The organism is Diaphorobacter sp. HDW4B (genome assembly GCF_011305535.1).
Lineage (GTDB): Bacteria > Pseudomonadota > Gammaproteobacteria > Burkholderiales > Burkholderiaceae_C > Diaphorobacter_A.
In genome coordinates this window covers 1424161-1448002 of record NZ_CP049905.1, presented here as the reverse complement: position 1 = coordinate 1448002, position 23842 = coordinate 1424161, and the positions used below count along the sequence as shown (strand labels likewise).

Genomic DNA, 23842 nt, shown 5'->3' with positions numbered 1-23842 from the left:
GGTGAAGGTGATTCTGGGCGCGGATGCGATTCACGCGCCCCTGACCGGAATTGGTCGTTATGCCTTCGAGTTGGCGACAAGGCTTCCTCACTGCGAGGAAGTCGAGTCGCTGCGCTTCTATTCACTGGGACAGTGGATCAGCGAGCAGGCGGTGCTGGAGCGGGCCAAAACGGTTTCGACGCAGGAACTGAACAAGCCCACCTTGCGACGTGTGTTGGCAGGGAACAAGCTGGCTGTTCGCGCGTATTCGATGCTGATGCCGATCTGGTCGAAGCAGAAGATGAAACCGTTTGCGGATTCGCTGTTTCATTCGCCCAATTATTTCCTGCCGCCGTTTCCTGGCAAATCCGTGGCGACCATTCACGATCTTTCGCATATCGTCTGCCCGCAGTTCCATCCTGCTGCACGGGTGGAGTTGCTGCATCGCGATCTGCCCAAGTCGGTGGCAAGAGCGGATCATCTGATTACTGATGCGGAATCGGTGAGACGCGAGGTGATCGCGCATTTCGGGTGGCCCGAGGATCGCATCAGTGCAGTGCCCTTGGGCGTGGATGCATCTTTTCATCCAAGAATATCTCGGGAAACTTTGCCCGTAATGCAGCGGCTTGGTTTGCAACACGGGGGCTATTCGCTGTACGTCGGCACCATAGAGCCTCGCAAGAATCTGGCAAGGTTGATCCGCGCATATGGACGATTGCCGGAGGCTCTGCGCCAACGGTTCCCGTTGGTGTTGGGTGGTTCACGCGGCTGGCAAGCGGAAGAAATTCACGACTTGATGGAAAAAGCCGCGCAAGCCGGCTGGCTCAAATATCTGGATTTTGTGGCACAGGAAGATCTGCCGTTCCTTTATGCGGGCGCGCGACTGTTTTGCTTCCCATCCTTATATGAAGGTTTCGGCTTGCCGCCGTTGGAGGCGATGGCATCTGGCGCACCAGTTCTTACGTCGTCCACATCTTCGTTGCCGGAGGTAGTCGGTGATGTGGCGCTGACTGTACAGCCTGAAGATGAACAGGCGATTGCCGAGGCCCTGCGCAATGCTCTGGAAGACGATCAGTGGAATGCCGCAGCGTCGATCCGTGGCGTGCAACGCGCGGGTGCATTCACCTGGGAGCAATGCGCCAGAAGCACTAGTGCCATCTATGCCCGATTGATGGCCTGACTTGTTGGCGCGGCGCGAGGTTTCGACTCAATCCGTTGTTTGTGCAGCGTCGTTTGAACGGCTGCGGCCATGCGCCAAGGCCATCAAGGTCGATACCGCAAAGTAGCGCACGGCCTTGCCCCAGGAGCGGAAGATACCCGAGTTGTCTTCCTTGGCGGTCACCATCGTCAGTGGCACCTCCAGAATCTGAAGTCCGTGCTTGCGCATCAGGATGTAGATTCCCAAGTCCTGATAGTCCAGCAAGGTGGCATCCGAGGACACCGCCACGGCGATGGCATTGCGCCGGAAGACCCGGAAGCCGGAGACGAAATCCTTCATCTTGAAGCCCGTGAGTGCGCGATACCACTGCCACGCAAAACGGCGGACGACGCTGTGCTTGGTTGCGAAGTAGGCGACCGAGAGATCGGCCTTGGGATTCTGGCGAACCTCGTGCAGCAGAGTCGGCAACTCTTCCACTTCGTAGTAGCTGTCGGCGTCGATGGTGACCACCGTTTCGTAGCCATGGGCCTGTGCGTAGCGCAAACCTGTTTGCATCGCACCCCAGGTGGTCATTGCGAGCAGGGGACGCAGCACTACAGCGCCACTCACTTCTGCAAGGTGACTGGTGGCGTCGGTGCTGCGGTTGTCGACGACCAGCACTTTGGCTTCCGGCACAAGGCCAGTCACGCGCTGGATGATGTGCGCGATGTGCTTTTCCTGATTGCGGGCACTCACAACGACCATCAGTCCCTTGTGGGATGGGATGGCAACGGATTCGGGTACGAGGCTTCGATAGTGGCGATTGATTTCGCGCTCACATGGTCCGATGCTGAACATGCGTTTGATGGCCTGGATTCCAGCCTCGCCGCAGCGTTTGCGCAGATCGGCGTCATGCTGCATGCGGGCGATGTGGCTGCGCCATGCGTGTACGTCTTCGTAGGGCACGCGCAATCCGCTTTTTGCCTGCGAGACAATCCACGGCATGCCGGAGCCTGGGAGATCGGTCACGACGCAGGGACGTCCGTGCATCATGGCCTCCAGCACCACGATGCCGAAGGCTTCGGTGCGCTCGCAGGAAGCCAGGCAGAACACGTCACATTGGGCGAGCAGTGAATGCTTTTCCGCATCATCCAGCGCACCAAGCAAGCGCACGCGGGGCGGCTCTCCAGGGCGGCTGGATGCGCTGATCTTGGCCTCGAGTTCCGCGCGTAACTCGCCTTCGCCAACGATCAGCAGTTCGACGCCCTGCATGGTGCTCACGGCTTCGATCAGGGTTTCGAAGCCTTTGTAGTACGTGAGTCGTCCTATGGACAGCAGCTTGAGCTGGGTGTCCGCACGCCAGCCCAACTCTTTGGGCAACTCGATGAGTGCGGGAGCGTCGGCAACATTGATGCCCAAGGGAATGATGGCGGTCTTGTTGTGCCAGTTGCTCAGAGCCTTGCTGGCTTCCAGATACGGAGGGGATGTCGCGATGATCTGGGCCGTGCGCTCCAGCAGTGCCTGCTCGAACGGCTTGTAGATCATGTATGCCAACGCAACCGACCATTTGATATCGGAGAACACGATATCGGACTGCCAATGGATGATCCACGGAATCTTGCGCGCGCTTGGCAGCGTCAGCGCCCATAGCGCCGAGTTGTTGGGCAGATGCAGATGCAGGACATCGGGCTGAATGCGTTCAATGGCCTTGGCCATGGCGCCGCGAAAGCCGGCGGCCATGGGTGCGTAGACAAGGCTGAATTGCACTGGCACGCGTTGAATCCATGGCGGGTCATCCGGTTCGGGATCGCCGTGCACCAGCGCGTGGGCATCGATGCCTTGCTTGCGCTGCTCGTTGATCAGGTCGGAAAGAAAGACCTCCATCCCGCCCCGGTAGGGCGGGTAGAACTTGCCGATATGCAGTACGCGCAATGCCATGTCGCTAGGGTCACTGCTTGGGCGCGGATGCGCCACTGATCTGCGCCTTGGCCATGGCGTAGCGTTGTGCGTTGGCTGGGTCGGCCTGCGTGGCCTGATCCAGGTCCTTGAGCGCTTCCGCAATGTTCTTCAAACCATATTGCGCCATGGCACGTGCGTAAAACGCTGGTCCGCTTGGAGTTTTGGCGATGAGGGCATCCATCTGCTCCTTGGCCTTGGCGGACTCGCCCTTGCCGGTAAGGGCCATGGCGAGACCAACGGCTGCGCGCGAGTTGTTCGGCGAGGACTTGAGCACGGTTTCGTAGTCCTTCACGGCTTCGTCGTACTTCTGGATCGTCATGCCCATTTCCGCGCGGCGCAGATGTGTCTGTTCGGTCAGTTGCGTAGCACCTGTGCTGTCGTTGACATCTGGGCCGCCCGCTTGCAGAGCGGTGCTGAATGCATCGAAGGACTCTTTGGGATGACCAAGTGCTGCATAGGCTTCGGCGCGTTGGTACCAGAGCGTCTGACCGCTGTATCCCTTTTCTTCAGCTGCCTTGAACGAGCGGATCGCGTCGGGGTATTTCTTTTGCTGCAGTTGCGAGACGCCGATGCTGAAGCGGGCGTTGCCGTTCAGATCGTTGAGGGCATCGGCGGTCATGAAGTCGCGCTCGGCCTGTGCGTAGCGGCCGCGCTCCATGCGCTCGGTGCCGAGGTTCAGGTACGGACGATAACGGCCCACTGCATTGGCGGGAGCCTTCAGATCGACTTTGCTGGCGGCGTCTTCCCAGACCGTTTCAGCGTCGCGCATCGACATGACGCGCTCCATGGCGAGGCCGCCGAACAACAGGGTCAGAAACACTCCGACGATATAGATGGTACGTGGCTTGAAGCCGGTCAGCACGATGGCGACCAGGCCGGGGATACCGACGGCCCAGAGATAACTGCGATAGAGCACCAGTGGATCCTGCACCCAGACCACCGCGAATTCGGTGAAGAACCACAGCATGGGGAACAGCAGGCACAGTGCAGCAAAGCGCAGCACGCCATCCTTGCGCAACACGGCCCAAATGGATGCCGCGAGCAATGCCACGAACGCAATCGCACCGATCAGATGCAGCGCGGAACCGTAGGACACAGGGAAAGCGGGGCGTATGTCGATGGACATCCCACCAACATATGGAACCACCCAGAGAAAGCCGTAGACGAAGAACAGGGCAGCTTGGTTCAGGATGCTCAGCCCGTAGACCTTGCTGGTGATGCCGGGGCTGATGGCCTCGAGTTGCTTGACGTAGGCAACCGATTGGTTGTCGATCAGCGCGCCGATCAAGGAACCGTAGATGCTGAGCACGGCGCCCACAGCGAGCACCAGAACGACAGCAGTCGCGCCGGAGACCATGAGAATTTTCTTCCAGGATGGACGACGCACGTAGATGTACAGAGGCACAGCCATCGCCACAGTCAGCGCCGATTGCTCTTTGGAGAGTGCGGCAGCAACGTAGCAGACGACGGCAGCAACGTACCAGCCGATACCGCCATTGGACAGACCGCGAACATAGGCAAAGCAGGCCAGCACGGCAAACAGTGTCGCCATGAGGATGGAGCGTTGGATCAGATAACCCACCACGTAAACGGCTACAGGGTTGAGTGCGAAGACGATCAGGCCCACGCGCAGGGCAGCCATGCGCGACGCCTGGAAATGCTCCTCCTGTTCGATATCGTGCGGGAATTGGGTGCGCTCCAGCAGTGACTTGAACAGCGCGTAGAGCGCGCCGACGGTCAGCACGTGCAGCAGGATGTTGAACAGGTGCTGTTTCCACCAGCCTTCACCGAACAGGTTCTGAATCCAGACAAAGCTGCCGTAGGACAGCATGCGTTGCTTGAATTGCAGAAGATTTCCGTAGGCACCAAAGAAATCGCCTTCGGCCAGACGCAGATCATCAAAGATGAGCTGGTTGTTCAGGCCTGGAATGTAGACGCACAGAATGGCAGCGATCAACAGGATCGCAAAAATGACGGAAGTCTTGGAGATTTTTGCCATTGGGAGTTGAAGTGATGGGCTGGTCTGCGGCAACCGCCGAGTCTATCAAACCACAGGAAGCAAATCGCAGGCTGGTATCCGGATGTGTTTTGAAGACAATCCCGGAGTGATGCGATTCAGCAACCAAGGTATCCGTCGGGGCGCACTGCCTGACAGATGCTTACAACAAACAGCGGCACGAGCAGCGCGTAGAGCCACGGAGTTCTTTTCAAGAGGTTGATGTTGGCCAGTCCCATCGTTGCGATGGGCGCCGCAAACAGGATGGCGTAGTTGATCAGCCGAAGCAGCCAGTTGGTATCGCGCATCCAGAACGAAGCGATCAGCGTGATCAGTCCGAGCAAGCCGAATGCAAGAAGCGACCAGGTGATCATGCGCGCTGGGGATGTTTCAACTTCCTGTGTCACGATGGCCCTGAAAAAACTGAACAGTCCCCATACGAACAACGATGCAAAAACCAGATTGCCGGTTTGAAAAATGAAGAAGGTCCAGATCGACCCGCCATAAGGAAGCCAGGATGCTGCAGGCAAGACGGACGCCTGAACGGACATGGCAATGAAGAAAACGAGGAGCAGTCCCGCGCAGATGATGCTTTGGTGAGTCAGCGCGTACTCCATCGTTTTCCGCGACCAATGTGCGCGCCAGTGCAAACGAGGCTTGAGGATCATGATGGCGAGTATCGAGACCAATGCAGCAGCGCCGAGATATGGGGCTGCGCCCAGCAGGCGGCGAAGATGGGTCTGCTCGATGTCTTGCAGCATGGTCTGATAGGGGCCATTGGGCAGCAGATACACCACAAGACTCAGCATGTTGCAGGCGATGAGGATGGCGTGGCGCTTGGTCATCGGCCGATTCTCGAAGTAATCGGCCAATGCCAGTGCGGTGCATACAAAGACCAAGATTGCGTGACTGAGTATGTGCGATATGGAAATCAGCGCCAGCACCGGGAAAAACAGCCAGCCGCCTTTGCGATGCAGCCACAGCCAGGCGGAAATCGCACCGATGAAAACCAGAATCTGCCCCCATTGCTGCGGTCTGGCTTCGAGCAAAGGCACCCAGAAATAGCTGGACAGTGCAAGTGCGGCAAGCGTGATGCCGGGGCGGGTGATGCGAAGGCGCGAATACCCAAGAATGATCAGCAACGTGCCTACAAAGACACTGAACACTCCCAGCCCGGAAATCAGATGCACGTAGTGCATCTCGGTCAGGGCTTTCAGGCCGCGCAGCACGAACATGAAACTCGGGCCTGAGACGGGCCAGTCCTGACCGGCATCGATGTTGCGGGCGATTCCCACCCAGTTCAGCTCATCGTTCTGGCAGCGCGGATATCCCCAGAAAACCCGCACGCTGATCGCACAGACGGTAAAGCTCAGGGCAATCCATAGAGCCCTGATCCATACCGAACGTGAAAAGAAGAACTTCATCGCCGCTTTTTTTTGATGGCAGTCAGCCAAATTGACCGGCCATCATAGCGGCGAAGCGTTGTTATCCGACCTTGATTTGGTCTTTCAGAAAGTGATTGAGTATCTGAAAGTGATCTTCAAACAGGGACTCTTCGTGGCCCGCGATCTGATCGATCGGCAGCCAGAGCACCTGCGCCGCATCATCATCGGCCCGCACATTCGGCAACGGTGACTCACCCAGATCGAAGTAGTGCGCGTGCGTGATGGTGCGGCCGCGTTGGCTGCGGTCGGGGTGGTCGAAGACGTGGACGGATTGCAGGGTTTGCTTGAGGCGCTCGGGCGTCACGTCGCAATGGGTTTCTTCCACCAGCTCGCGCAGGCAGGATTGCCAGATGCTTTCGCGTGGCTCGATGAAGCCGCCGGGCAGGGCGAGCAGGCCTCGGCCCGGTGCGTGGGCGCGGCGGATCAGCAGGATCTGGTTTTGGCAGCGCAGCACGGTGTCGACGGTGACGAAGACGGGCGGATACGGCGCGCTGGCCCAAGCCTCGCGGTAGCCGCGCAGCATGCGCCACTCGTTCTGCAACTCGGCGAATTCGGGTTGGGTGGCGAATTGTTCGAGCAGCGTGCGCGTGGATTTGGGCAGCACGTCGTGAAAGGGCGAGAGCGCAATCGGAATCGTCTTTGCCGTGGCGCCAAAGTAGGCGTTGCGGATCATCGTGGCGTCGATTTCGCCTTGGCGCGCAAGCGGGATGAGTTCCCAGTCGGGGAAGGCGCTCAAGTAGCTGCTGCTGGCGTCCTTGAAGTGACCGACGAGGCCGATGCGCGAGCCGGGCTGTGTGCGCGCGGACACGGCTTGCTGCACGGCGCGCACCCAGCGGGCTTCGTCGTAGTAGTCGCGCACGGGCACGACGTCGACGCGCGCGCGGTCCGCATCGTTCAAGCTGCCGAGCAGCATGTCGGCGCGCTCTTTCCAGGTGAACGGGTTCTTGGGCGAGCGCGCCTGAAAGGCTGAGCCGACGATGATGATGACTTTGCCGGCCTCTTCGAGCGCGCGGTTGAGCAGGGCCAAGTGACCGGTGTGGACCGGCTCGAAGCGGCCGATGAGGATGGCGGTGTCGTACATGAAACTTGTGGATGCGGTGGTGCGGGCGATCGGGGGCGGAACGCTCAAATGTAGCGCGCGGCAATCGGCATCTGCCGGCCGGAGCCGAACGCCTTGGCGCGCACGCGGATGATGGGCGGGGCCTGGCGGCGCTTGTATTCGCTGCGCGCGACCATCATGCGCACGCGCTGGATCAGGTCGCGGCCCTTCTTGCTGGCGCGCAGGCGCTGCATGAACTGCCGTGCCTGTTCGTATTCGCCAGTGGAAAGGCCGTCGCCCTCGATCAGCAGTTTGAGTATTTCGTCGAGCACCGGATAGGGCGGCAGGCTGTCGGCATCGCGCTGGCCGGGAGCGAGTTCGGCGGACGGTTCCTTGCTGATGATGGCTTGCGGAATCAACTCGCGGCCTGCGTGTTCGTTGATGTGCTGCGAGAGCGCGAACACCTCGGTTTTGTACAGATCACCGATCAGCCCGAGGCCGCCGTTGGTGTCGCCGTAGAGCGTGCAGTAGCCCACCGAAATCTCCGACTTGTTGCCCGTGGTGAGCAGCAGATGGCCGAAGGCGTTCGAGTACTCCATCAGGATGGTGCCGCGTATGCGGGCCTGCAGATTCTCGAGCGGCAGACCGATCAGCGGTTGCGAGAACGCGCCGAGAAACTGCTGGGCATATTGGTGCACGAGTTCGGCAATCGGATGCGTGAACAACTGGATGCCGAGGTTGTCGCACAGCGCCTTGGAGTCGCTCACCGAGCCGCTGCTGGAGAAGTGCGATGGCATGGTGACGGCGACCACGTTGTCCGCGCCCAGCGCTTCGGTGGCGAGTGCCAACGTGAGCGCACTGTCGATGCCGCCGGAGCTGCCGACGACGACCTTGGTGAAACCGCAGCGTCGTGCGTAGTCGCGCAGGCCGAGCACGATCTGTTCGCGATAGAAGCTCATCGTCGGCAGGCCTTCCTTGGGCACCGAGGAGAGCGGCTCGCCGCCCGGCAGGTTGAAGCGGCCATTGCTCAGTTGCAGCGTGCGAACGTCTTCGACAAAGCGGCTGGCTTCGAACACCACGCCGCGTTCCGGTTCGACCGCGAAGGACGCACCATCGTAGACGATCTGGTCGTGTCCGCCGATCTGGTTGACGTACAGAATCGTGAGGTCGTGGCGCTTGGCCGCGTCGGCAAACACCTGGTGGCGCTGCTCGCGCTTGCCCACGTTGCTGGGGCTGGCGTTGATGCTCACCACCACTTCGGGCGCGGCGTCGGCCATGCGCATGAAGGGGTTGGCGCTGTAGTCGTCGCCGTCGTCGTTCCAGCCGTCTTCGCAGATCATGAAACCGACCTGTGTTTCGCCGATGCGCAGCACCTTGGCTACGTCGGGGCCGGGTTCGAAGTGGCGGCGTTCGTCGAAGATGTTGTAGGTGGGCAGAAGCTGCTTGTCGTACTTCAGTCGAACCGTGCCGTTGCGCAGCACCAGCAGGCTGTTGTGCAGGTGCTTGCCGGGGCCGTTGCGCAGGGTCGGTGTGCCGATCACCCAGTGCAGATCGGGCAGCGTGGTCGATGCGCGCTTGAGCGTGGCGATGCCTTCCTCGATGCGGTCGAGAAAGTGCTTGTCGTCCAGCATGTCGCCGGGGTAGTAGGCGCACAGGGCAAGCTCGGAGAAGACGATCATCTCCGAGTCGTCGAGCGCGGCCTGGCGGGCTGCGGCGATCATGCGTTCGACATTGCCTTCGATGTCGCCGACGGTGAAGTTCAGTTGCGCGAGCGTGATGCGGAACATGGCTGCTTATTCCTTGGTGGTGGCGACGGGATCGGGCACGTTGAAGACCTGGCGCAGATAGGCGAGAAAGGTCTCGTCGTCGCACATGGTCTTGCCGGGGCTGTCGGAGAGCTTGGCGACCGGCTGGCCGTTGGCGTGCACGATCTTCATGACGATGTTGAGCTGCTTGAGACCCATGTCGTTGGTGAGCTGCGTGCCGATGCCGAAGCCCAGTTGCACGTGATCGCCGAAGTGGTGATAGAGCGCGAGCGCCGTGTCCACGTTGAGTCCATCGGAGAACACGAAGCGCTTGGTGTTCGCGTCGATGCGCAGCTTTCTGTAGTGCGCGAGCGCCTTTTCGCCCCAGGCGTATGGATCGCCGGAATCGTGGCGCAGGCCGTCGAACAGCTTGGCGAAATAGAGGTCGAAATCGGCGAGAAACGCATCCATTCCGACGGTGTCGGTCAGCGCGATTCCGAGGTCGCCGCGATACTCCTGCACCCAGTCTTCGAGCGCCTGTTTTTGAAAGTCGCGCAGCCGAACGCCGAGTGCCTGATAGGTCTGCAGATATTCATGCGCCATGGTGCCGATGGGCACGAGGTTCAGATCGCGCGCCAGCAGCACATTGCTTGTGCCCTTGAACCATTGCGATGTCTGCTCGGCAAACGCGGTGACGACCTCGCGTTGCCATGGACCGCTGAAGCGGCGGCGCACGCCGAAGTCGAACAGCTCGAACGGGTTGCGCAGCGGCTTGGCTTCTTTGGCGAGCGCCTGCACATGCGTGATCTTGTCGGCCAGTCGCTTGCGGCCTTCTGCGATGGCAGCGGCCTGATCGGCGCGGCGGAAATACAGCTCGTTGACGATGGCGAGCACGAAGATCTCGAACGCCATCACATGCACCTGCGGGCCGGTGGCGACGATGTTCAGCGTTTCGCCTTCGGCCCAGGCGCGGATGAAGTTGCGCTGGAACTGGAAGATGCGCAGAAAGTCGATGAAGTCGCTGCGCATGAAACGCAGCGAGCCGATGTATTCGAGCTCGTCTTTCGCAAAGCGCAGGCTGCACAGCGCGTCGAGTTCGGCGTTCACTTCATCGAGCAGCTCGGTCAGCGGGTACTCGGGCCGGTTGCGGCACACGAAGCGGTATTCGACCTGTGTCTGCGGATGCCGGTGCAGCAGCGCCTGCCACATGGTGAATTTGTAGAGGTCGGTGTCCAGCAGACTGGTGATGACGGGCTTGTCTTGAATGCGCATGGTGTGTGTCGATTCTTGTTTGAACGCCGACGAAAAATTCAGAGGGCCAGATCGGAGGATTGTGCCAACTGCACGCCCCGAGTGTGCATGGCTTCGAGAAACGCCGCCTGCTCTTGCTCGAAGCCGCCCACGGGGCTCGTGCAGTCGGTCAGCAGCACGACGCGCGAGGGTGTCCATTCGGGCGAGAGCTTGGGTAGATAGTTCACGATGTCTTCCACGGTCGAGCGCACGCAGTGGCTGCTGGCTTCACCGGCGATGATGAGCCGGTCGGCCTTCACCAGTTCGCGCAGCAGGCGGTCGTTCACGTCGGTTTCGGGGTCTTCCTGATCGGGCACTTCGGCGCGAATGGCGCTGTAGTGCTCGGTCCATGGGTTCATTCCCTTGAAGACGTTGTGCACGGCCGTGCGGCGCTTGACCTGCCAGTCATCGCAGGCCGCATGCACGTCGGCGTGCACGCCATGGCCCCAACTGCCGATCACGCAGTGCACGGGCCAGACCATCAGTACGTAGCGGCCTTGGGATTCCAGCGTGTCCATGTACTGCAGCACGCGTTCGAGCGCGCGCGGGTCGCGTGGCGCGTAAGTTCCGGCGCGCACTTCTCTGGCCAGAATCGGCGTGAAGGGCTGCACATCCGAGCCATCCCCCTTGCGCCAGAAGCTGGGGTGCGCCACGTCGTAGCGCTGGTGCGAATCGAGCGTGACGGTGATGTGGTCGATCTGCGCTTCATGCTTGCGGATGAATTGCGCGAGGCGCTGCATGTCGGCATGCGCGCCCTTGACCGGCAGGGCGGGCAGCACATGCGCTCCGCTGCGCGGATCCATGGGGCACCAGTGGTCGGGCAGATCGCAGAAGTCGTTCTGCGGATCGATGATGAGGAGTTGCGTGCTGCTGGTGTTGCCGGACATGGATGAAAACCTCCAGAGGGTTGCTTGATGGGTTCAGTCTAAACCTGTTAATTCAATTTTGCAACTAACAATGTTAAGGCCTGTGAAAGCATGCGAGCGACAAGATTCGGGGTTCGCATGATGAGCTTGGCACATGGCGATGGATCAGCTAGAGTTTGTTTTATATTGCAATGAACTCGATGAAAACTGGTTTGACAGAATATCCCGCCATGAAAGAGCACAGAACGCCAACGCCCATCGTTTGCACGGTGGACGTGGTGCTGCTGAGCTTGAAGGAGTCCGCGTTGCAGGTACTGCTGCTCAGGCGCGAGCAGGCGCCGTTTGCGGGAGCGTGGGCGCTGCCCGGCGGGTTTGTGCATGCGGATGAGGATGCCGACACGCAGGAGAGCGCGGCGCGGGTGCTCAAGGAGAAGGTGGGCATCGCCAGCCCATATCTGGAGCAATTGGCGACGTTCTCGGGGCTGGCGCGCGATCCGCGTGGCTGGTCGATTGCGGTGACGTATTGCGCGTTGGTGTCGCATGAGGAATTGCAGGCAGCCTTGGCGCAAGACGTGGATCGTGCGGCGCAACTGCAGTTGTGCGATGTGAGCGCCTTGCCGCAGCTGCCTTTCGATCATGCGCGCATCGTGGAGGCGGCCATGGCACGGGTGCGCAGCAAGAGCCTTTATTCGTCGCTGCCGGTGTTTCTGTGCGGCCCGGAATTCACGCTGCCACAACTGCAGCAGACCTACGAGGTGGTGCTTGGCGAGGCGGTCAACAAGGTGAGCTTTCGCCGCAAGATGGACGAGCTGGACATGCTCGAAGCCGTTCCAGGTGCGATGCGCAGCGGCGGGGCGCACAGGCCAGCGCAACTGTACCGGCTGCGCCCGGAGTTTCGCCGCAGCCTGTCCCTGCTGGAGCGCGGGCTGTGATCAGTTGATCAGGTGACTGCGCCAATCCCCAGAACGGCCAGCACGATGAAGATCACGGCGATCACGAGGAAGATGAAGAACAGCACCTTGGCGATGCTGGCGGCTCCAGCCGCGACACCCGTGAAGCCAAACACGCCGGCTACCAGGGAAACGATGGCAAAAATGATGGCCCACTTGAGCATTGCAACGTCCTTTGACAGGAAATGGATTGGAATGCTGCCAGCTTAGGGCGCGCCAGCGAGAGGGGCAGTGGGCAGACACTGACAATGCTCGTAGGCAAAGAATGACAGTGGCCCGCTTTCCCATGAGATGAAAAAAAGCCAGATCGAGGATCTGGCTTTCTTGTCTGGCGTGGGCTGAGATTACTTCAGGCCAGCAGCGGCGCGCAGCGCGGCGATCTTGTCAGTCTTTTCCCAGGTGAACTCGGGCTCTTCACGACCGAAGTGGCCGTAGGCGGCGGTCTTCTGGTAGATCGGGCGACGCAGATCCAGCATTTCGATGATGCCGCGTGGACGCAGGTCGAAATTGGCTGCGACGATCTTGGCGATTTCCGAATCAGGAATCACGCCCGTGCCTTCGGTGTACACGGTGATGTTCATCGGACGCGCCACGCCAATCGCGTAGGCCACTTGCACCTGGCACTGACGCGCCAGACCTGCGGCCACCACGTTCTTCGCCACATAGCGTGCGGCGTAGGCTGCGGAGCGGTCCACCTTCGTTGGATCCTTGCCGGAGAACGCACCGCCGCCATGAGGGCAGGCACCGCCGTAGGTGTCGACGATGATCTTGCGACCGGTCAGGCCGCAGTCGCCCTGAGGACCGCCGACGACGAAGCGACCTGTCGGGTTGATCAGGTACTTGGTGTCCAGCAGCCATTCCTTGGGCAGAACGGGCTTGATGATTTCTTCGATGATGGCTTCGGTGAACGATGCCTTCATCTTCGTGGCCGACTCGGACTGGTCGGGGCTGTGCTGGGTGGACAGCACCACGGTGTCGATGCTGTGGGGCTTGCCGTCCACATAGCGCATCGTCACCTGGCTCTTGGCGTCGGGGCGCAGGAAGGGCAGACGGCCGTCCTTGCGCAACTGTGCCTGACGCTCGACCAGACGGTGTGCGTAGTAGATCGGCGCGGGCATCAGCTCGGGCGTTTCGTCGCAGGCGTAGCCGAACATCAGGCCCTGGTCGCCAGCGCCGATGTTCAGTTGGTCGTCGCTGGCGGCGTCCACGCCCTGTGCGATGTCCTGGCTTTGCTTGTCGTAGGCCACGAGCACGGCGCAACCCTTGTAGTCGATGCCATACTCGGTGTTGTCGTAGCCGATGCGCTTGATGGTGTCGCGGGCCACCTGGATGTAGTCCACGTTGGCGCCGGTGGTGATTTCACCAGCCAATACCACCAGACCAGTGTTGGTCAGTGTTTCGGCTGCCACGCGGCTGTGCGGGTCTTGCGCGAAAATAGCATCGAGAATTGCGTCGGAGATCTGATCGGCTACCTTGTCGGGGTGGCCTTCGGATACGGACTCTGACGTGAAGAGAAAGTCGCTCGCCATTGAATAAACTCCTTTGTTCAGCTTTTGGGGCGTTGCCCAAGCTGCAATAGAAGCCTTGGCGAACGCTTTAGCAGATTTGTTTTACGTCGCTCTGCAAGTTGCTCATTTAACTCAGCGACAGCTCATATTCTAATGCATTCATTCTTTCGTCTTTTATCCGTGCTGCCAATAGGCCTGCTTCACTTTGCGGGGGGCGTCATGGGCTGGGTGACTTTTGCGCTGTCGCCCACCTATCGCAGGCGCTTTGTCGAGAATGCCCGGCAGGCAGGTTACTCGTTCGGTCAGGTGAACTCGGCCGTCGGGCACGCAGGCCGCATGGTGTTCGAGACGCCGCGCATCTGGCTGGGCCAATCGCTGCCGAAATGCACGGTCATCAATGCCGAAGTGGTCGATCGCGCCTACGCGTTGGGCAAGGGCATTGTGTTTCTCACGCCGCATCTGGGCTGCTTCGAGCTGTCGGTGCATGCCGCTGCTCAGCGCTGGTCGGCGAAGTATGGCGACATCACGATGCTGTATCGACCCGCGCGTCAGGCGTGGCTGGCGGAGATTCTGGAGACGGCGCGCAATCGCCCCGGTGCTCAGGCCGTGCCGACCACGCTGGCGGGCGTGCGCCAGATGATCAAGGCGCTGCGCAAGGGCTCGGCGGTGGGGTTGCTGCCGGATCAGGTGCCGCCGCAGGGGCTGGGCGTGTGGTCGCCCTTCTTCGGGCGTGATGCCTACACGATGACGCTGGCGGCGCGTCTGGCCTTGCAGACTGGGGCGACGGTGATCGTCGCCCGTTGCGAGCGACTGTCCTGGGGGCGCGGTTTCAAGCTGTACTTCGAGGCGTTGGAAGCACCGTTGTCGCCTGAACTCGACGTCGCCGTGCAGGAAATCAACCTCGCCATGGAGCGCACGATTCGCCAGTGCCCTGAGCAATACCTGTGGGGCTATGGCCGCTACAAGCAACCGCGCGTCGACCCCCAGATGTCTCCTTCTGCGGAAGGGGACAAGGCATGAGCTGGAGCCAACTGGGTGTTGGGGCCATGCATGTGCTGGCCAAGCTGCCGCTGCCCATGCTGCGCGGGCTGGGCGCTTTCATCGGGCGTGTTGCCTTTGTGGTTGCAGGCAAGCGTCGCAAGATCGCGCTGCGCAATCTGGAACTGTGCTTTCCGGACATGCCCGGGGCCGATCGCAAGGCCTTGGCCAAGAAGACGTTCGAGGTGTTCTGCCAGACTTTTCTGGACCGCAGCTGGCTGTGGTTTGGTTCCGAGGAGCTGGTGCGCAGCCGCGTGAAGCTCGAAGGTGCGGTGCATGAAATCGAGGGCGACACGCCGACCATCGTGTTCGCGCCGCATTTCTACAGCATGGACGCGGGTGGGCTGGCGTTGCCGCTGAACACCACGCGTGAGTTCACTTCGATCTTCGCCACCAACCCGGACCCGGTGCTGGACGCCTGGTTCATGGCGGGTCGCCAGCGCTTTGGTCATGTACGCATGCTCAACCGGGCAGATGGCGTGAAGCCCATCATTTCCTGCGTGCGCAAGGGCGGGCTTCTGTACTTGCTGCCCGACATGGACTATGGCAAGAACGACTCGGTCTTCGTGCCCTTCTTTGCGGTGCAGAACACGGCCACGATTCCGTCGCTGTCACGCTTTGCGCGGCTGGGCAAGGCCAAGGTGGTCGCCCTCTACAACGAGATGACGCCGACGGGCTACGTCGCACATCTCACTCCTGCTTGGGAGAATTTCCCGACGGACGACCATGTGGCCGATACGGCGCGCATGAACCGGGAATTGCAGGCCGCCATCATGAAGATGCCCGAGCAGTATTACTGGGTGCACAAGCGTTTCAAGACACGGCCCGAGGGCGAGGCGTCGTTGTACTGAACATGAAAAAAGAGCAGCGGATTTTGAGTCCGCTGCTCTTTGGTTTTTTGGGAAGCTGTGCCTCAATCTTCCGACGGCGGTTCGTCATCGAGGCTGTCAGGTTCTGCCGCAGGCGCAGCCTGTTCGCCTACCGGCGGATGCGCCCATTGCCACAGCAGTTTGGCTACATCGTCCACGCCTTGCTTCTTGAGCGCCGAGAACAGGCGCACTTCGCCGCCGCCAGCGTTCAGCTTGGTGATGGACAGCACCTTGGCCTGTTCGCTGCGGGTGAGCTTGTCGGCCTTGGTCAGAATCACCAGAAACTTGAGGCCTGCTTCCACGCGTGGGCGCACGGCTTCGAGCAGGGCTTCGTCAAGCTCCGTGAGGCCCAGACGCGGGTCGCACAGCAGCACGATGCCGGTGAGGCTCTCGCGGCTGACCAGGTAGTTGAGCATCACGCGCTGCCAGCGCTGCTTGTCGGAGCGCGAGACGGCTGCGTAGCCGTAACCGGGCAAGTCGGCCAGCACGGCGTCGGTCACGCCTTGCCTGCCAAGCGAAAACAGGTTGATGTGCTGCGTGCGGCCCGGTTTCTTCGAGGCGAAGGCCAGTTGCTTTTGCTGCGTGAGGGTGTTGATGCAGGTGGATTTGCCCGCGTTGGAGCGGCCCACGAAGGCGATTTCGGGGACGCTGACTTCAGGCAATTGATCAAGCTGAGCGGCTGTGGTGAAGAAGCGCGCGGTGTGCATCCATCCCATTGCCGTCTTTGCGTCGGGTTCTGATTTTGAAGCGTCAAGCATAGACACTTGCTGATTTGTTGACATATATCGGGTTTCCAAGGGATGGCGCGAAAAGCCCCCCATTGTAGAATGGCGAGGTTTTGCACTCATAAGAAAAGAACCCTCGATATGAAGTTGCTTGCCTCTTTGTTGATGGCTTTTGCGGTCGCAGCGACCGCTGTTCCTTCATTGGCTGCAGGTGAATCCGCAGCGAAAGCGCCCAAGCCTGATCTTGCCAAAGGCGAGGCCAGTTTCGCGGTTTGCGTGGCTTGTCACGCAGCCGATGGCAATTCCGCCATTGCTGCCAATCCCGTGCTGGCACAGCAGCATCCGGAGTATCTGGTCAAGCAATTGCAGGAATTCAAGTCCGGCAAGCGCAATGACCCGGTGATGAAGGGCATGGCGGCCATGTTGTCCGACGATGACATGCGCAATGTGTCCTGGTGGCTGGCGTCCAAGAAGGCCAAGAATGGCTTCTCCAAGGACAAGGAGCTGGTCGCGTTGGGCGAGAAAATCTACCGCGGCGGTATTCAGGACCGCAATATTGCGGCCTGCGCCGGGTGCCACAGCCCGAACGGCGCTGGCATTCCGTCGCAATACCCGCGTCTGGGCGGTCAGCATGCGGATTACACCGTCAAGCAGATCACCGATTTCCGTGATGGAAAGCGTGGAAACAACACGATCATGACGCAGGAAGTTTCCAAAATGAATGACCGTGAAATCAAGGCGGTTGCTGATTACATTGCCGGTCTGCGTTAAAGTATTTCAAGGCCAATTCCGGGTTCCCAAGGCATATTGAGGGAACCATCCGCCGATAATCACACCCAAAAGGGCGGGCGCATCTTGATGGATGGGCCGCCCTTTTTCTTTTTTCGCTCTAGTTTCCATGTCCGACGCCACCCTAGACGCCTCCAACGCGTCAACCAGCTCTCCGAACGGGCGATCTCTGACCGAACTGCTGGCGTCGATGCGATTTGCCATTTCACTGCTCACAGTGATCTGCATCGCCTCGGTGATCGGCACCGTGCTCAAGCAGCACGAGCCTGCGGTGAACTATGTGAATCAGTTCGGGCCGTTCTGGGCAGACCTGTTTCTGTCGCTCAAGCTCAATGCGGTCTACAGCGCCTGGTGGTTTCTGCTGATTCTGGCGTTTCTGGTGGTGAGCACCTCGTTGTGCATTTCAAGGCACGCGCCCAAGTACCTGGCCGACATTCGCAACTACAAGGAAAACATTCGCGAAAAAAGCCTGAACGCCTTCCATCACAAGGCGCAGGCGGAACTGGCGGGCGCACCGGCTGACGAGGCGCAGCGGCTGGGCAAGTTGCTGGTTTCCGGCGGCTGGAAGGTCAAACTCCAGCAGCGCGACACGGCGGCCGGTCCCGGTACGGGCTGGATGCTGGCAGCGAAGGCGGGCGCGGCCAACAAGATCGGCTATATCGCAGCGCATACCTCCATCGTGCTGATCTGTCTGGGTGGGTTGTTCGACGGCGATCTCATCGTGCGCGCGCAGATGCTGCTGGGTGGCAAATCGCCCTACGCAGGCGGCGGGCTGATCTCCGAAGTGGCTTCCGAACACCGTCTCTCCGACCGCAACCCGACCTTCCGCGGCAACCTGCTGGTGGCCGAGGGCACGCAGTCGAGCACGGCGATCCTGAATCAGTCGGACGGCGTGCTGCTGCAGGAGCTGCCATTCGCCATCGAGCTCAAGAAGTTCATCGTCGAGTATTACTCCACCGGCATGCCCAAGCTGTTCGCCAGCGAGATCGTCATCCACGACAAGGAAACCGGCGAGAAGAAGGATGCGCGTGTGGAGGTGAACCATCCTGCGAGCTACAAGGGCATCGAGATTTACCAGTCGAGCTTCGACGACGGCGGCTCCAAGGTGCAGTTGCAGGCGCGCTCGTTCCAGCAAGGCATCAAGCCCTTCCTGGTCAATGGCGAGATCGGCGGCTCGCAGAAGCTGCCGGCCAACGATATCGGCGGTCATCCCGCGACGCTGGAATTCACCGCGCTGCGCGTGCTGAACGTGGAAAACCTGAGTGGCGCGGGCGGCTCGGAAGTCGATGTGCGCAAGGTCGACTTGAAGCACTCCATCGAATCGCGTCTCGGCGCGGGCAACAAGAGCTCCACCAAGCGCGATCTGCGCAACGTGGGCCCGAGCATCACCTACAAGCTGCGCGACGCCTCCGGTCAGGCGCGCGAGTTCGTCAATTACATGCTGCCCGTGGACACGGGCGACGGTCAGCCGGTCTATCTGCTGGGCGTGCGCGAAACTCCGGCTGAGCCGTTCCGATACTTGCGCGTGCCGGTCGATCCGGAAGGCGGTATTGACGGCTTCCTGCATCTGCGCGAGGCGCTGTCGAATCCGGCCCTGCGTGAAGATGCGGTCAAGCGCTACGCCAAGATGGCGCTGGACGACAAGCGCCCCGAGTTGGCGGCGCAACTGGAGCAATCCGCGCTGCGTGCGCTCACGCTGTTTGCCGAAGGCGACATGAAGAACGACCAAAAGCAGGTGGGTTTGCAGGCGGTCTCCGACTTCATCGAGGCGAATGTGCCCGAGGCCGAGCGTGCCCGTGCGGGCGAGGTGCTGGTGCGCATTCTCAACGGCGTGCTGTACGAGCTGGCTCAGGTTTCGCGCGAAAAGGCGGGGCTCAAGGCCATGTCGCCTGACGAAAAAACACAGAACTTCATGACACAGGCCGTGCTCACCTTGAGCGACGTGCAGCTCTATCCCGCACCGGTGTTCTTCGAACTCAAGAACTTCGAGCAGGTGCAGGCCAGCGTGTTCCAGGTAGCGCGTGCGCCCGGTCGCAACATCGTATACCTCGGTTGCGCATTGTTGATTCTGGGCGTGTTCGCCATGCTTTACGTGCGAGAGCGCAGAATCTGGATCTGGTTCGCACCCGCTCAATCGGGTGAGGGCAATGGATCGAAGGCCACAATGGCCTTGTCCACGAATCGCAAGACTCTGGACGGAGACAAAGAGTTCGAGCAATTGAGCGGAAAATTATTGGGGGTCGCGCGTGACCCCGGAGGTAAGGCAGCATGAACACCGCAACCACCACGATGACCCTGAACGAGGGGTATTTTTCTCGGCGCAACTGGTTTGACTGGGTGTTCGCCGCGCTCGTGATCGCGGGCGGGTTGTTCACGCTGCAACGCTACGGTCATGCGATGGACGTGTACGAAAAGGGCATTCTGATCGGCGCGATTCCCAGCACGATCTGGCTGGGCTGGTTCTGGCGACCGCTGGCGACGCTGATGCTGGTGGTGACGGCGGTGGCGCTGGGCGCGATTGGCCTCTATCAGAATGACGGTGCGGGCGATCTGGCGCGTGCCGACAAGGTCTTTTTGCTCAAATATTTCATCTCCAGCCAGTCGGCCATTCTGTGGATGAGCATGCTGTGCTTCATCAGCACGGTGTTCTACTGGGTCGGCATGTTCGTGAAGGGCGAGGGCGAAACACTGATGAAGCTGGGCTCGCGTCTGGCTTGGGCGGCGGTCACGATGGCGCTGATCGGCACCATGGTGCGCTGGTACGAGAGCTACCAGATCGGCCCCGACATTGGACACATCCCCGTCAGCAATCTGTACGAGGTGTTCGTGCTGTTCTGCTGGATGACGGCGCTGTTCTATCTGTATTTCGAGTCGCAGTACAAGACTCGCGCTTTGGGCGGTTTCGTCATGCTGGTGGTGAGCGCGGCTGTGGGCTTTCTGCTCTGGTACAGCGTGGCGCGTGATGCGCATCAGATCCAGCCCTTGGTTCCGGCGCTCAAAAGCTGGTGGATGAAGCTGCACGTGCCAGCCAACTTCGTCGGCTACGGCACCTTCGCGCTCTCGGCCATGGTGGCGTTTGCCTACCTGATCAAGCAGCAGGCCACCGAAACCAAGTGGTACAAGCTCGCGCCGCTGTGGTTGCTGGGCGTGGCGCTGTGCTTCGAGCCACTTGCGTTCCGTCAGACGCAGCAGACGGGCAGCTCCTACTGGATGATCTATTTCGGCGTCTCGGCGCTGATCGTCGCGGGCATTCTGCTTGCGCGCCGCAGGATCGCGGAACGCCTTCCCGCACTCGAAGTGCTGGACGACGTGATGTACAAGGCGATTGCCGTCGGCTTTGCGTTCTTCACGATCGCGACCGTGCTGGGTGCGCTCTGGGCGGCAGAAGCCTGGGGTGGCTACTGGAGCTGGGACCCGAAGGAAACCTGGGCGCTGATCGTCTGGCTGAACTACGCGGCCTGGTTGCACATGCGATTGATGAAGGGCCTGCGCGGCACGATGTCGGCCTGGTGGGCCCTCGTGGGTCTGGCGGTCACTACGTTCGCTTTCCTCGGCGTCAATATGTTCCTGAGCGGATTGCACAGCTACGGTGAACTTTGAGGCAGTTGGCTGACTCCACAGTGGATGCTTTTGTCGTAGCCTGCAACTTCCTGCGCAAAGGCATCCATCATGTTGATTCGTACCCAAGACAGCGGTTTCATTCATTCTGACCGATCCGACATCACGCCGCGCGCTGTGTATGAACAGCGGCGGCGTTTTCTTTTGCAAGGACTGGCGGCGGGTGCGTTGGGTGCTGCGCCCGGTGCTTTTGCCCAGTCGGCGGGCTACACCCCCGCAGGCAAGCTGACGGCCTTGCCGTCCACGCGCTCCGCGGTGGCAGGTGCCGTCACGATGGAGAAGATCACCGCCTACAAGGACGCCAGCACCTACAACAACTTCTACGAGTTCGGCACGGACAAGGCCGATCCGGCACGCAATGCCGGCACCTTGCGCACCAAACCGTGGAAGGTGGAGGTAACGGGACTGGTCGCCAAGCCGAAAACCTTCGACATCGAAGAGCTGCTCAAGCTCAGCGCGCAGGAAGAGCGCGTGTACCGCTTGCGCTGCGTGGAAGGCTGGTCGATGGTGATTCCGTGGATCGGCTACTCGCTCTCCGAACTGCTCAAGCGGGTCGATCCCACATCGGCGGCCAAATATGTGGAATTCGTCACGCTGGCCGACAAGGCGACCATGCCTTTCGTGGGCTCGCGCGTGCTCGATTGGCCGTACACGGAAGGACTGCGGCTCGACGAGGCCATGCATCCGCTGACGCTGCTGTCCTTCGGTATGTATGGCGAGGTGCTGCCCAACCAGAACGGCGCGCCTGTGCGTCTGGTCGTGCCATGGAAGTACGGTTTCAAGAGCGCAAAGAGTATCGTGAAGATCGTGCTGACCGACAAGGAGCCGGGAACGGCCTGGAACAAGGCGGCCAAGAATGAATACGGCTTCTATTCCAATGTGAACCCCGAGGTGGATCACCCGCGCTGGAGCCAGGCCACCGAGCGTCGCATTGGCGAAGACGGCCTGTTTGCCAAGAAGCGCAAGACGTTGATGTTCAACGGCTACGAGGCGCAGGTCGGCCAGCTCTACGCGGGCATGGATCTGAAGAAGTTCTACTGAAGCACGTGGCAGTCCTCACGCAGCGCCCGCGCGTCAATGCACTGGAGAGCCTGCTGCGCCAGAAGGCCGCGAAGCCGCTGGTGTTTGTTCTCTGTCTGCTGCCGTTCGCCTGGCTGATCTACGCGGCGTTCAACGACCTGCTTGGTGCCAATCCCGCCGAGGCGCTGATTCGTTCGACGGGCGATTGGACGCTGCGCATGCTGTGCATGGTGTTGGCCGTCACCCCGTTGCGACAGTGGATCAACACGCCTTCACTCGCACGATTTCGTCGCATGCTGGGGCTGTTCGTGTTTTTCTACGCCGTGTTGCATCTTCTGGGTTACGCGTGGCTGGACATGGGTTTCGAGCTGGATGAACTGGCGCGCGATATCGCCAAACGGCCGTTCATTCTGGTGGGTTTTCTGGCGTTCGTTTTGCTCACGGCGCTGGCGGTGACGTCGCCCAAGCGCATCCTCAAGGCCATGGGTGCCAGGCGCTGGCAGATGCTGCATCGCAGCATCTATCTGATCGCAGGACTGGCCTTGCTGCATTTCTTCTGGATGCGGGCGGGCAAGAACAACTTCAACGAAGTGCTGGTCTATGCCGCGATCATCGCGACTCTGCTGCTTGCTCGTACCTGGAAGAGGTTTGCAGGCAGAAGCAAACAAAAAAACGCCTGATGCGTGCATCAAGGCGGTTTTCCGTGCGGGACTGGGGTGAATCAGGCTGCGACGTACTTGCGCGCTACGGGATCGATCTTGCCGGTCGGGAACTGGTAGTTGCGGTCGTCGAACAGGTCGATGCCGCAGTTCAGGCCATCGAGCCAGTTGTAGAAGTCCTGAATGGCCTTCTTGCCCATGATGGGCGAGCCGTGTTGCGGCACGATCATGTCCACGTCGAGCTGGCGGGCCATGTTGGTCCACAGGCGCAGAATCTTGTTGGAGACCATGTAGCGACGGTGGAAGCCCTCCATGCGCGGCAGGTGGGCAGCCAGATCGGTGATCGGCTTGCGCGCTTCAGCGCCCGAAGTCATCGAGACGCCCAGATCACCACTGAACAGGATCTTGCTGATCGGGTCGTAGAAGTGGAAATTGCCTTCCGCGTGCATGAAGTGCGCGGGCAGCAGCACCAGTTCGGTCTGGCCGAGGGGCAGATGAGCGCCTTGGTCGGGCACGCCGATCACGCGGTTTTCGGTCTTGCCGACTTTGGTGAAGTGGGGGGCGAAGCGCTCCCAGATGCGGGAGATCACGAGCTGCGCCTTGGTGCTGGTCATCCAGCGGTCGAGCGAGGCGATGATGTCCGGGTCGGCGTGGGAGGCGATCAGGTAGGACAGGCGGTTCGGCGGGAAGTACTTGGTCATTCCCATGAACAGCTCGTTGAAGGCGAGGTTGCCGCCCGGATCGATGATCGCTCCGGTGTCCCCATCGACAATCAGGAATTGATTCGCTTGCACTGCGGCGCCGTCCTCTTCGATGAGGTCTGCAAACATCAGGCAGATATGGCGCTTGTCTCGGTAGAGTTCGACGGGTTCCAGTGACATGTTGCTGTTTCGTATCGAAAGCAACAATTTATGCGCAAAATCAAATTTTCGTATTGATTGAAATCAAGACGGCAGTCAGCGAGCAGCGCTGGCAGGGGAGTTGGGGGCGGCTGCAGGGGCCGGTGCAGAAGCTGCAGGAGCGGCGTCCTTGGTGGTGGAGCTGCGAGTCGGGTCCAGTGTCTGCGGCAATGTGGCCCGGTTGGCGGCGGCTGGTTCGGTCGGCAAATACAGCGGTCCGCGCTGCCCGCAACCCAGCAGGACTACCGCAATCCCGCCGAGGGCAATCGACCTGAATAGAATTTGGGAAGACTTCAACATAATCGAATTG

Annotated in this window: 21 protein-coding genes and 1 pseudogene; 9 read left to right on the top strand and 13 right to left on the bottom strand. The window is 60.5% G+C overall.

The window, feature by feature from the left end; translation table 11 throughout:
• Position 1: 1 nt before the first annotated feature.
• Positions 2–1159: a glycosyltransferase family 1 protein gene (locus G7048_RS06840; RefSeq protein WP_166067406.1), complete on the top strand. Its 1158-nt coding sequence runs from the start codon at positions 2–4 to the stop codon at positions 1157–1159.
• 27 nt (positions 1160–1186) lie between these two features.
• On the opposite strand, the gene G7048_RS06835 is transcribed toward G7048_RS06840, so the two are convergent.
• From G7048_RS06835 to G7048_RS06805, 7 genes are all read right to left on the bottom strand, one after another.
• Entirely contained in the window at positions 1187–3055 is a 1869-nt protein-coding gene (locus tag G7048_RS06835) for a glycosyltransferase (protein ID WP_166067405.1), read from the bottom strand.
• A gap of 10 nt (positions 3056–3065) precedes the next feature.
• Positions 3066–5075, bottom strand: coding sequence for a lipopolysaccharide assembly protein LapB (locus G7048_RS06830; protein WP_166067404.1), 2010 nt, complete (start codon positions 5073–5075; stop codon positions 3066–3068).
• Positions 5076–5191: 116 nt separating this feature from the next.
• Positions 5192–6496: a hypothetical protein gene (locus G7048_RS06825; RefSeq protein ID WP_166067403.1), complete on the bottom strand. Its 1305-nt coding sequence runs from the start codon at positions 6494–6496 to the stop codon at positions 5192–5194.
• Positions 6497–6557: 61 nt separating this feature from the next.
• On the bottom strand, positions 6558–7598 hold the full coding sequence (locus G7048_RS06820; protein WP_166067402.1) for a bifunctional nicotinamide-nucleotide adenylyltransferase/Nudix hydroxylase: 1041 nt from the start codon (positions 7596–7598) through the stop codon (positions 6558–6560).
• A gap of 44 nt (positions 7599–7642) precedes the next feature.
• Positions 7643–9343, bottom strand: coding sequence for an NAD+ synthase (locus tag G7048_RS06815; RefSeq protein WP_166067401.1), 1701 nt, complete (start codon positions 9341–9343; stop codon positions 7643–7645).
• A 6-nt stretch (positions 9344–9349) separates the two neighbouring features.
• Entirely contained in the window at positions 9350–10573 is a 1224-nt protein-coding gene (gene pncB, locus G7048_RS06810; protein WP_166067399.1) for a nicotinate phosphoribosyltransferase, read from the bottom strand.
• Between the two features lie 38 nt (positions 10574–10611).
• A complete protein-coding gene (locus G7048_RS06805; protein WP_166067398.1) occupies positions 10612–11478 on the bottom strand; it encodes an isochorismatase family protein in 867 nt (288 codons plus the stop codon).
• 209 nt (positions 11479–11687) lie between these two features.
• Between G7048_RS06805 and G7048_RS06800 the strand changes: the two genes are divergently transcribed.
• Complete coding sequence (locus G7048_RS06800; RefSeq protein WP_166067397.1) at positions 11688–12389, top strand: NUDIX domain-containing protein; 702 nt, start codon at positions 11688–11690, stop codon at positions 12387–12389.
• 8 nt (positions 12390–12397) lie between these two features.
• Here G7048_RS06800 and G7048_RS06795 read toward each other — a convergent pair whose 3' ends face one another.
• Entirely contained in the window at positions 12398–12571 is a 174-nt protein-coding gene (locus G7048_RS06795) for a DUF1328 domain-containing protein (RefSeq protein ID WP_166067396.1), read from the bottom strand.
• A 180-nt stretch (positions 12572–12751) separates the two neighbouring features.
• Positions 12752–13936, bottom strand: coding sequence for a methionine adenosyltransferase (gene metK / locus G7048_RS06790; RefSeq protein ID WP_166067395.1), 1185 nt, complete (start codon positions 13934–13936; stop codon positions 12752–12754).
• A gap of 132 nt (positions 13937–14068) precedes the next feature.
• Here metK and G7048_RS06785 point away from each other — a divergent pair, with 132 nt between their 5' ends.
• A complete protein-coding gene (locus G7048_RS06785) occupies positions 14069–14935 on the top strand; it encodes a lysophospholipid acyltransferase family protein (protein ID WP_166067394.1) in 867 nt (288 codons plus the stop codon).
• On the top strand, positions 14932–15804 hold the full coding sequence (locus G7048_RS06780) for a lysophospholipid acyltransferase family protein (RefSeq protein ID WP_166067393.1): 873 nt from the start codon (positions 14932–14934) through the stop codon (positions 15802–15804). Before G7048_RS06785 ends, G7048_RS06780 begins: the two co-directional genes overlap by 4 nt.
• A gap of 62 nt (positions 15805–15866) precedes the next feature.
• Here G7048_RS06780 and yihA read toward each other — a convergent pair whose 3' ends face one another.
• Positions 15867–16580: a ribosome biogenesis GTP-binding protein YihA/YsxC gene (gene yihA / locus G7048_RS06775; RefSeq protein WP_166067392.1), complete on the bottom strand. Its 714-nt coding sequence runs from the start codon at positions 16578–16580 to the stop codon at positions 15867–15869.
• Between the two features lie 108 nt (positions 16581–16688).
• Here yihA and G7048_RS06770 point away from each other — a divergent pair, with 108 nt between their 5' ends.
• The 5 genes from G7048_RS06770 to G7048_RS06750 all read left to right on the top strand — a co-directional run bounded on the left by G7048_RS06770 (position 16689) and on the right by G7048_RS06750 (position 22654).
• Positions 16689–17318, top strand: a complete 630-nt coding sequence (locus G7048_RS06770) for a cytochrome c (RefSeq protein WP_166067391.1) — start codon at positions 16689–16691, stop codon at positions 17316–17318.
• 127 nt (positions 17319–17445) lie between these two features.
• Positions 17446–19608 (top strand): cytochrome c biogenesis protein ResB, encoded by a 2163-nt coding sequence (locus tag G7048_RS06765; protein ID WP_166067390.1) that lies wholly within the window; start codon positions 17446–17448, stop codon positions 19606–19608.
• Positions 19605–20936 (top strand): c-type cytochrome biogenesis protein CcsB, encoded by a 1332-nt coding sequence (gene ccsB, locus G7048_RS06760; RefSeq protein WP_166067389.1) that lies wholly within the window; start codon positions 19605–19607, stop codon positions 20934–20936. The genes G7048_RS06765 and ccsB overlap by 4 nt, the downstream gene beginning before the upstream one ends.
• Before the next feature lie 69 nt (positions 20937–21005).
• A complete protein-coding gene (gene msrP, locus G7048_RS06755; RefSeq protein ID WP_166067388.1) occupies positions 21006–21995 on the top strand; it encodes a protein-methionine-sulfoxide reductase catalytic subunit MsrP in 990 nt (329 codons plus the stop codon).
• Positions 21996–22000: 5 nt separating this feature from the next.
• On the top strand, positions 22001–22654 hold the full coding sequence (locus tag G7048_RS06750; protein WP_240933197.1) for a sulfite oxidase heme-binding subunit YedZ: 654 nt from the start codon (positions 22001–22003) through the stop codon (positions 22652–22654).
• 41 nt (positions 22655–22695) lie between these two features.
• Here G7048_RS06750 and G7048_RS06745 read toward each other — a convergent pair whose 3' ends face one another.
• From G7048_RS06745 to G7048_RS28755, 3 genes and pseudogenes are all read right to left on the bottom strand, one after another.
• Positions 22696–23514: an MBL fold metallo-hydrolase gene (locus G7048_RS06745; protein WP_166067387.1), complete on the bottom strand. Its 819-nt coding sequence runs from the start codon at positions 23512–23514 to the stop codon at positions 22696–22698.
• 75 nt (positions 23515–23589) lie between these two features.
• On the bottom strand, positions 23590–23739 hold the full coding sequence (locus tag G7048_RS28760) for a hypothetical protein (RefSeq protein ID WP_371747718.1): 150 nt from the start codon (positions 23737–23739) through the stop codon (positions 23590–23592).
• A 24-nt stretch (positions 23740–23763) separates the two neighbouring features.
• Positions 23764–23832 (bottom strand): annotated as a pseudogene (locus G7048_RS28755) (hypothetical protein); the annotation flags it as partial.
• Positions 23833–23842 lie beyond the last annotated feature (10 nt).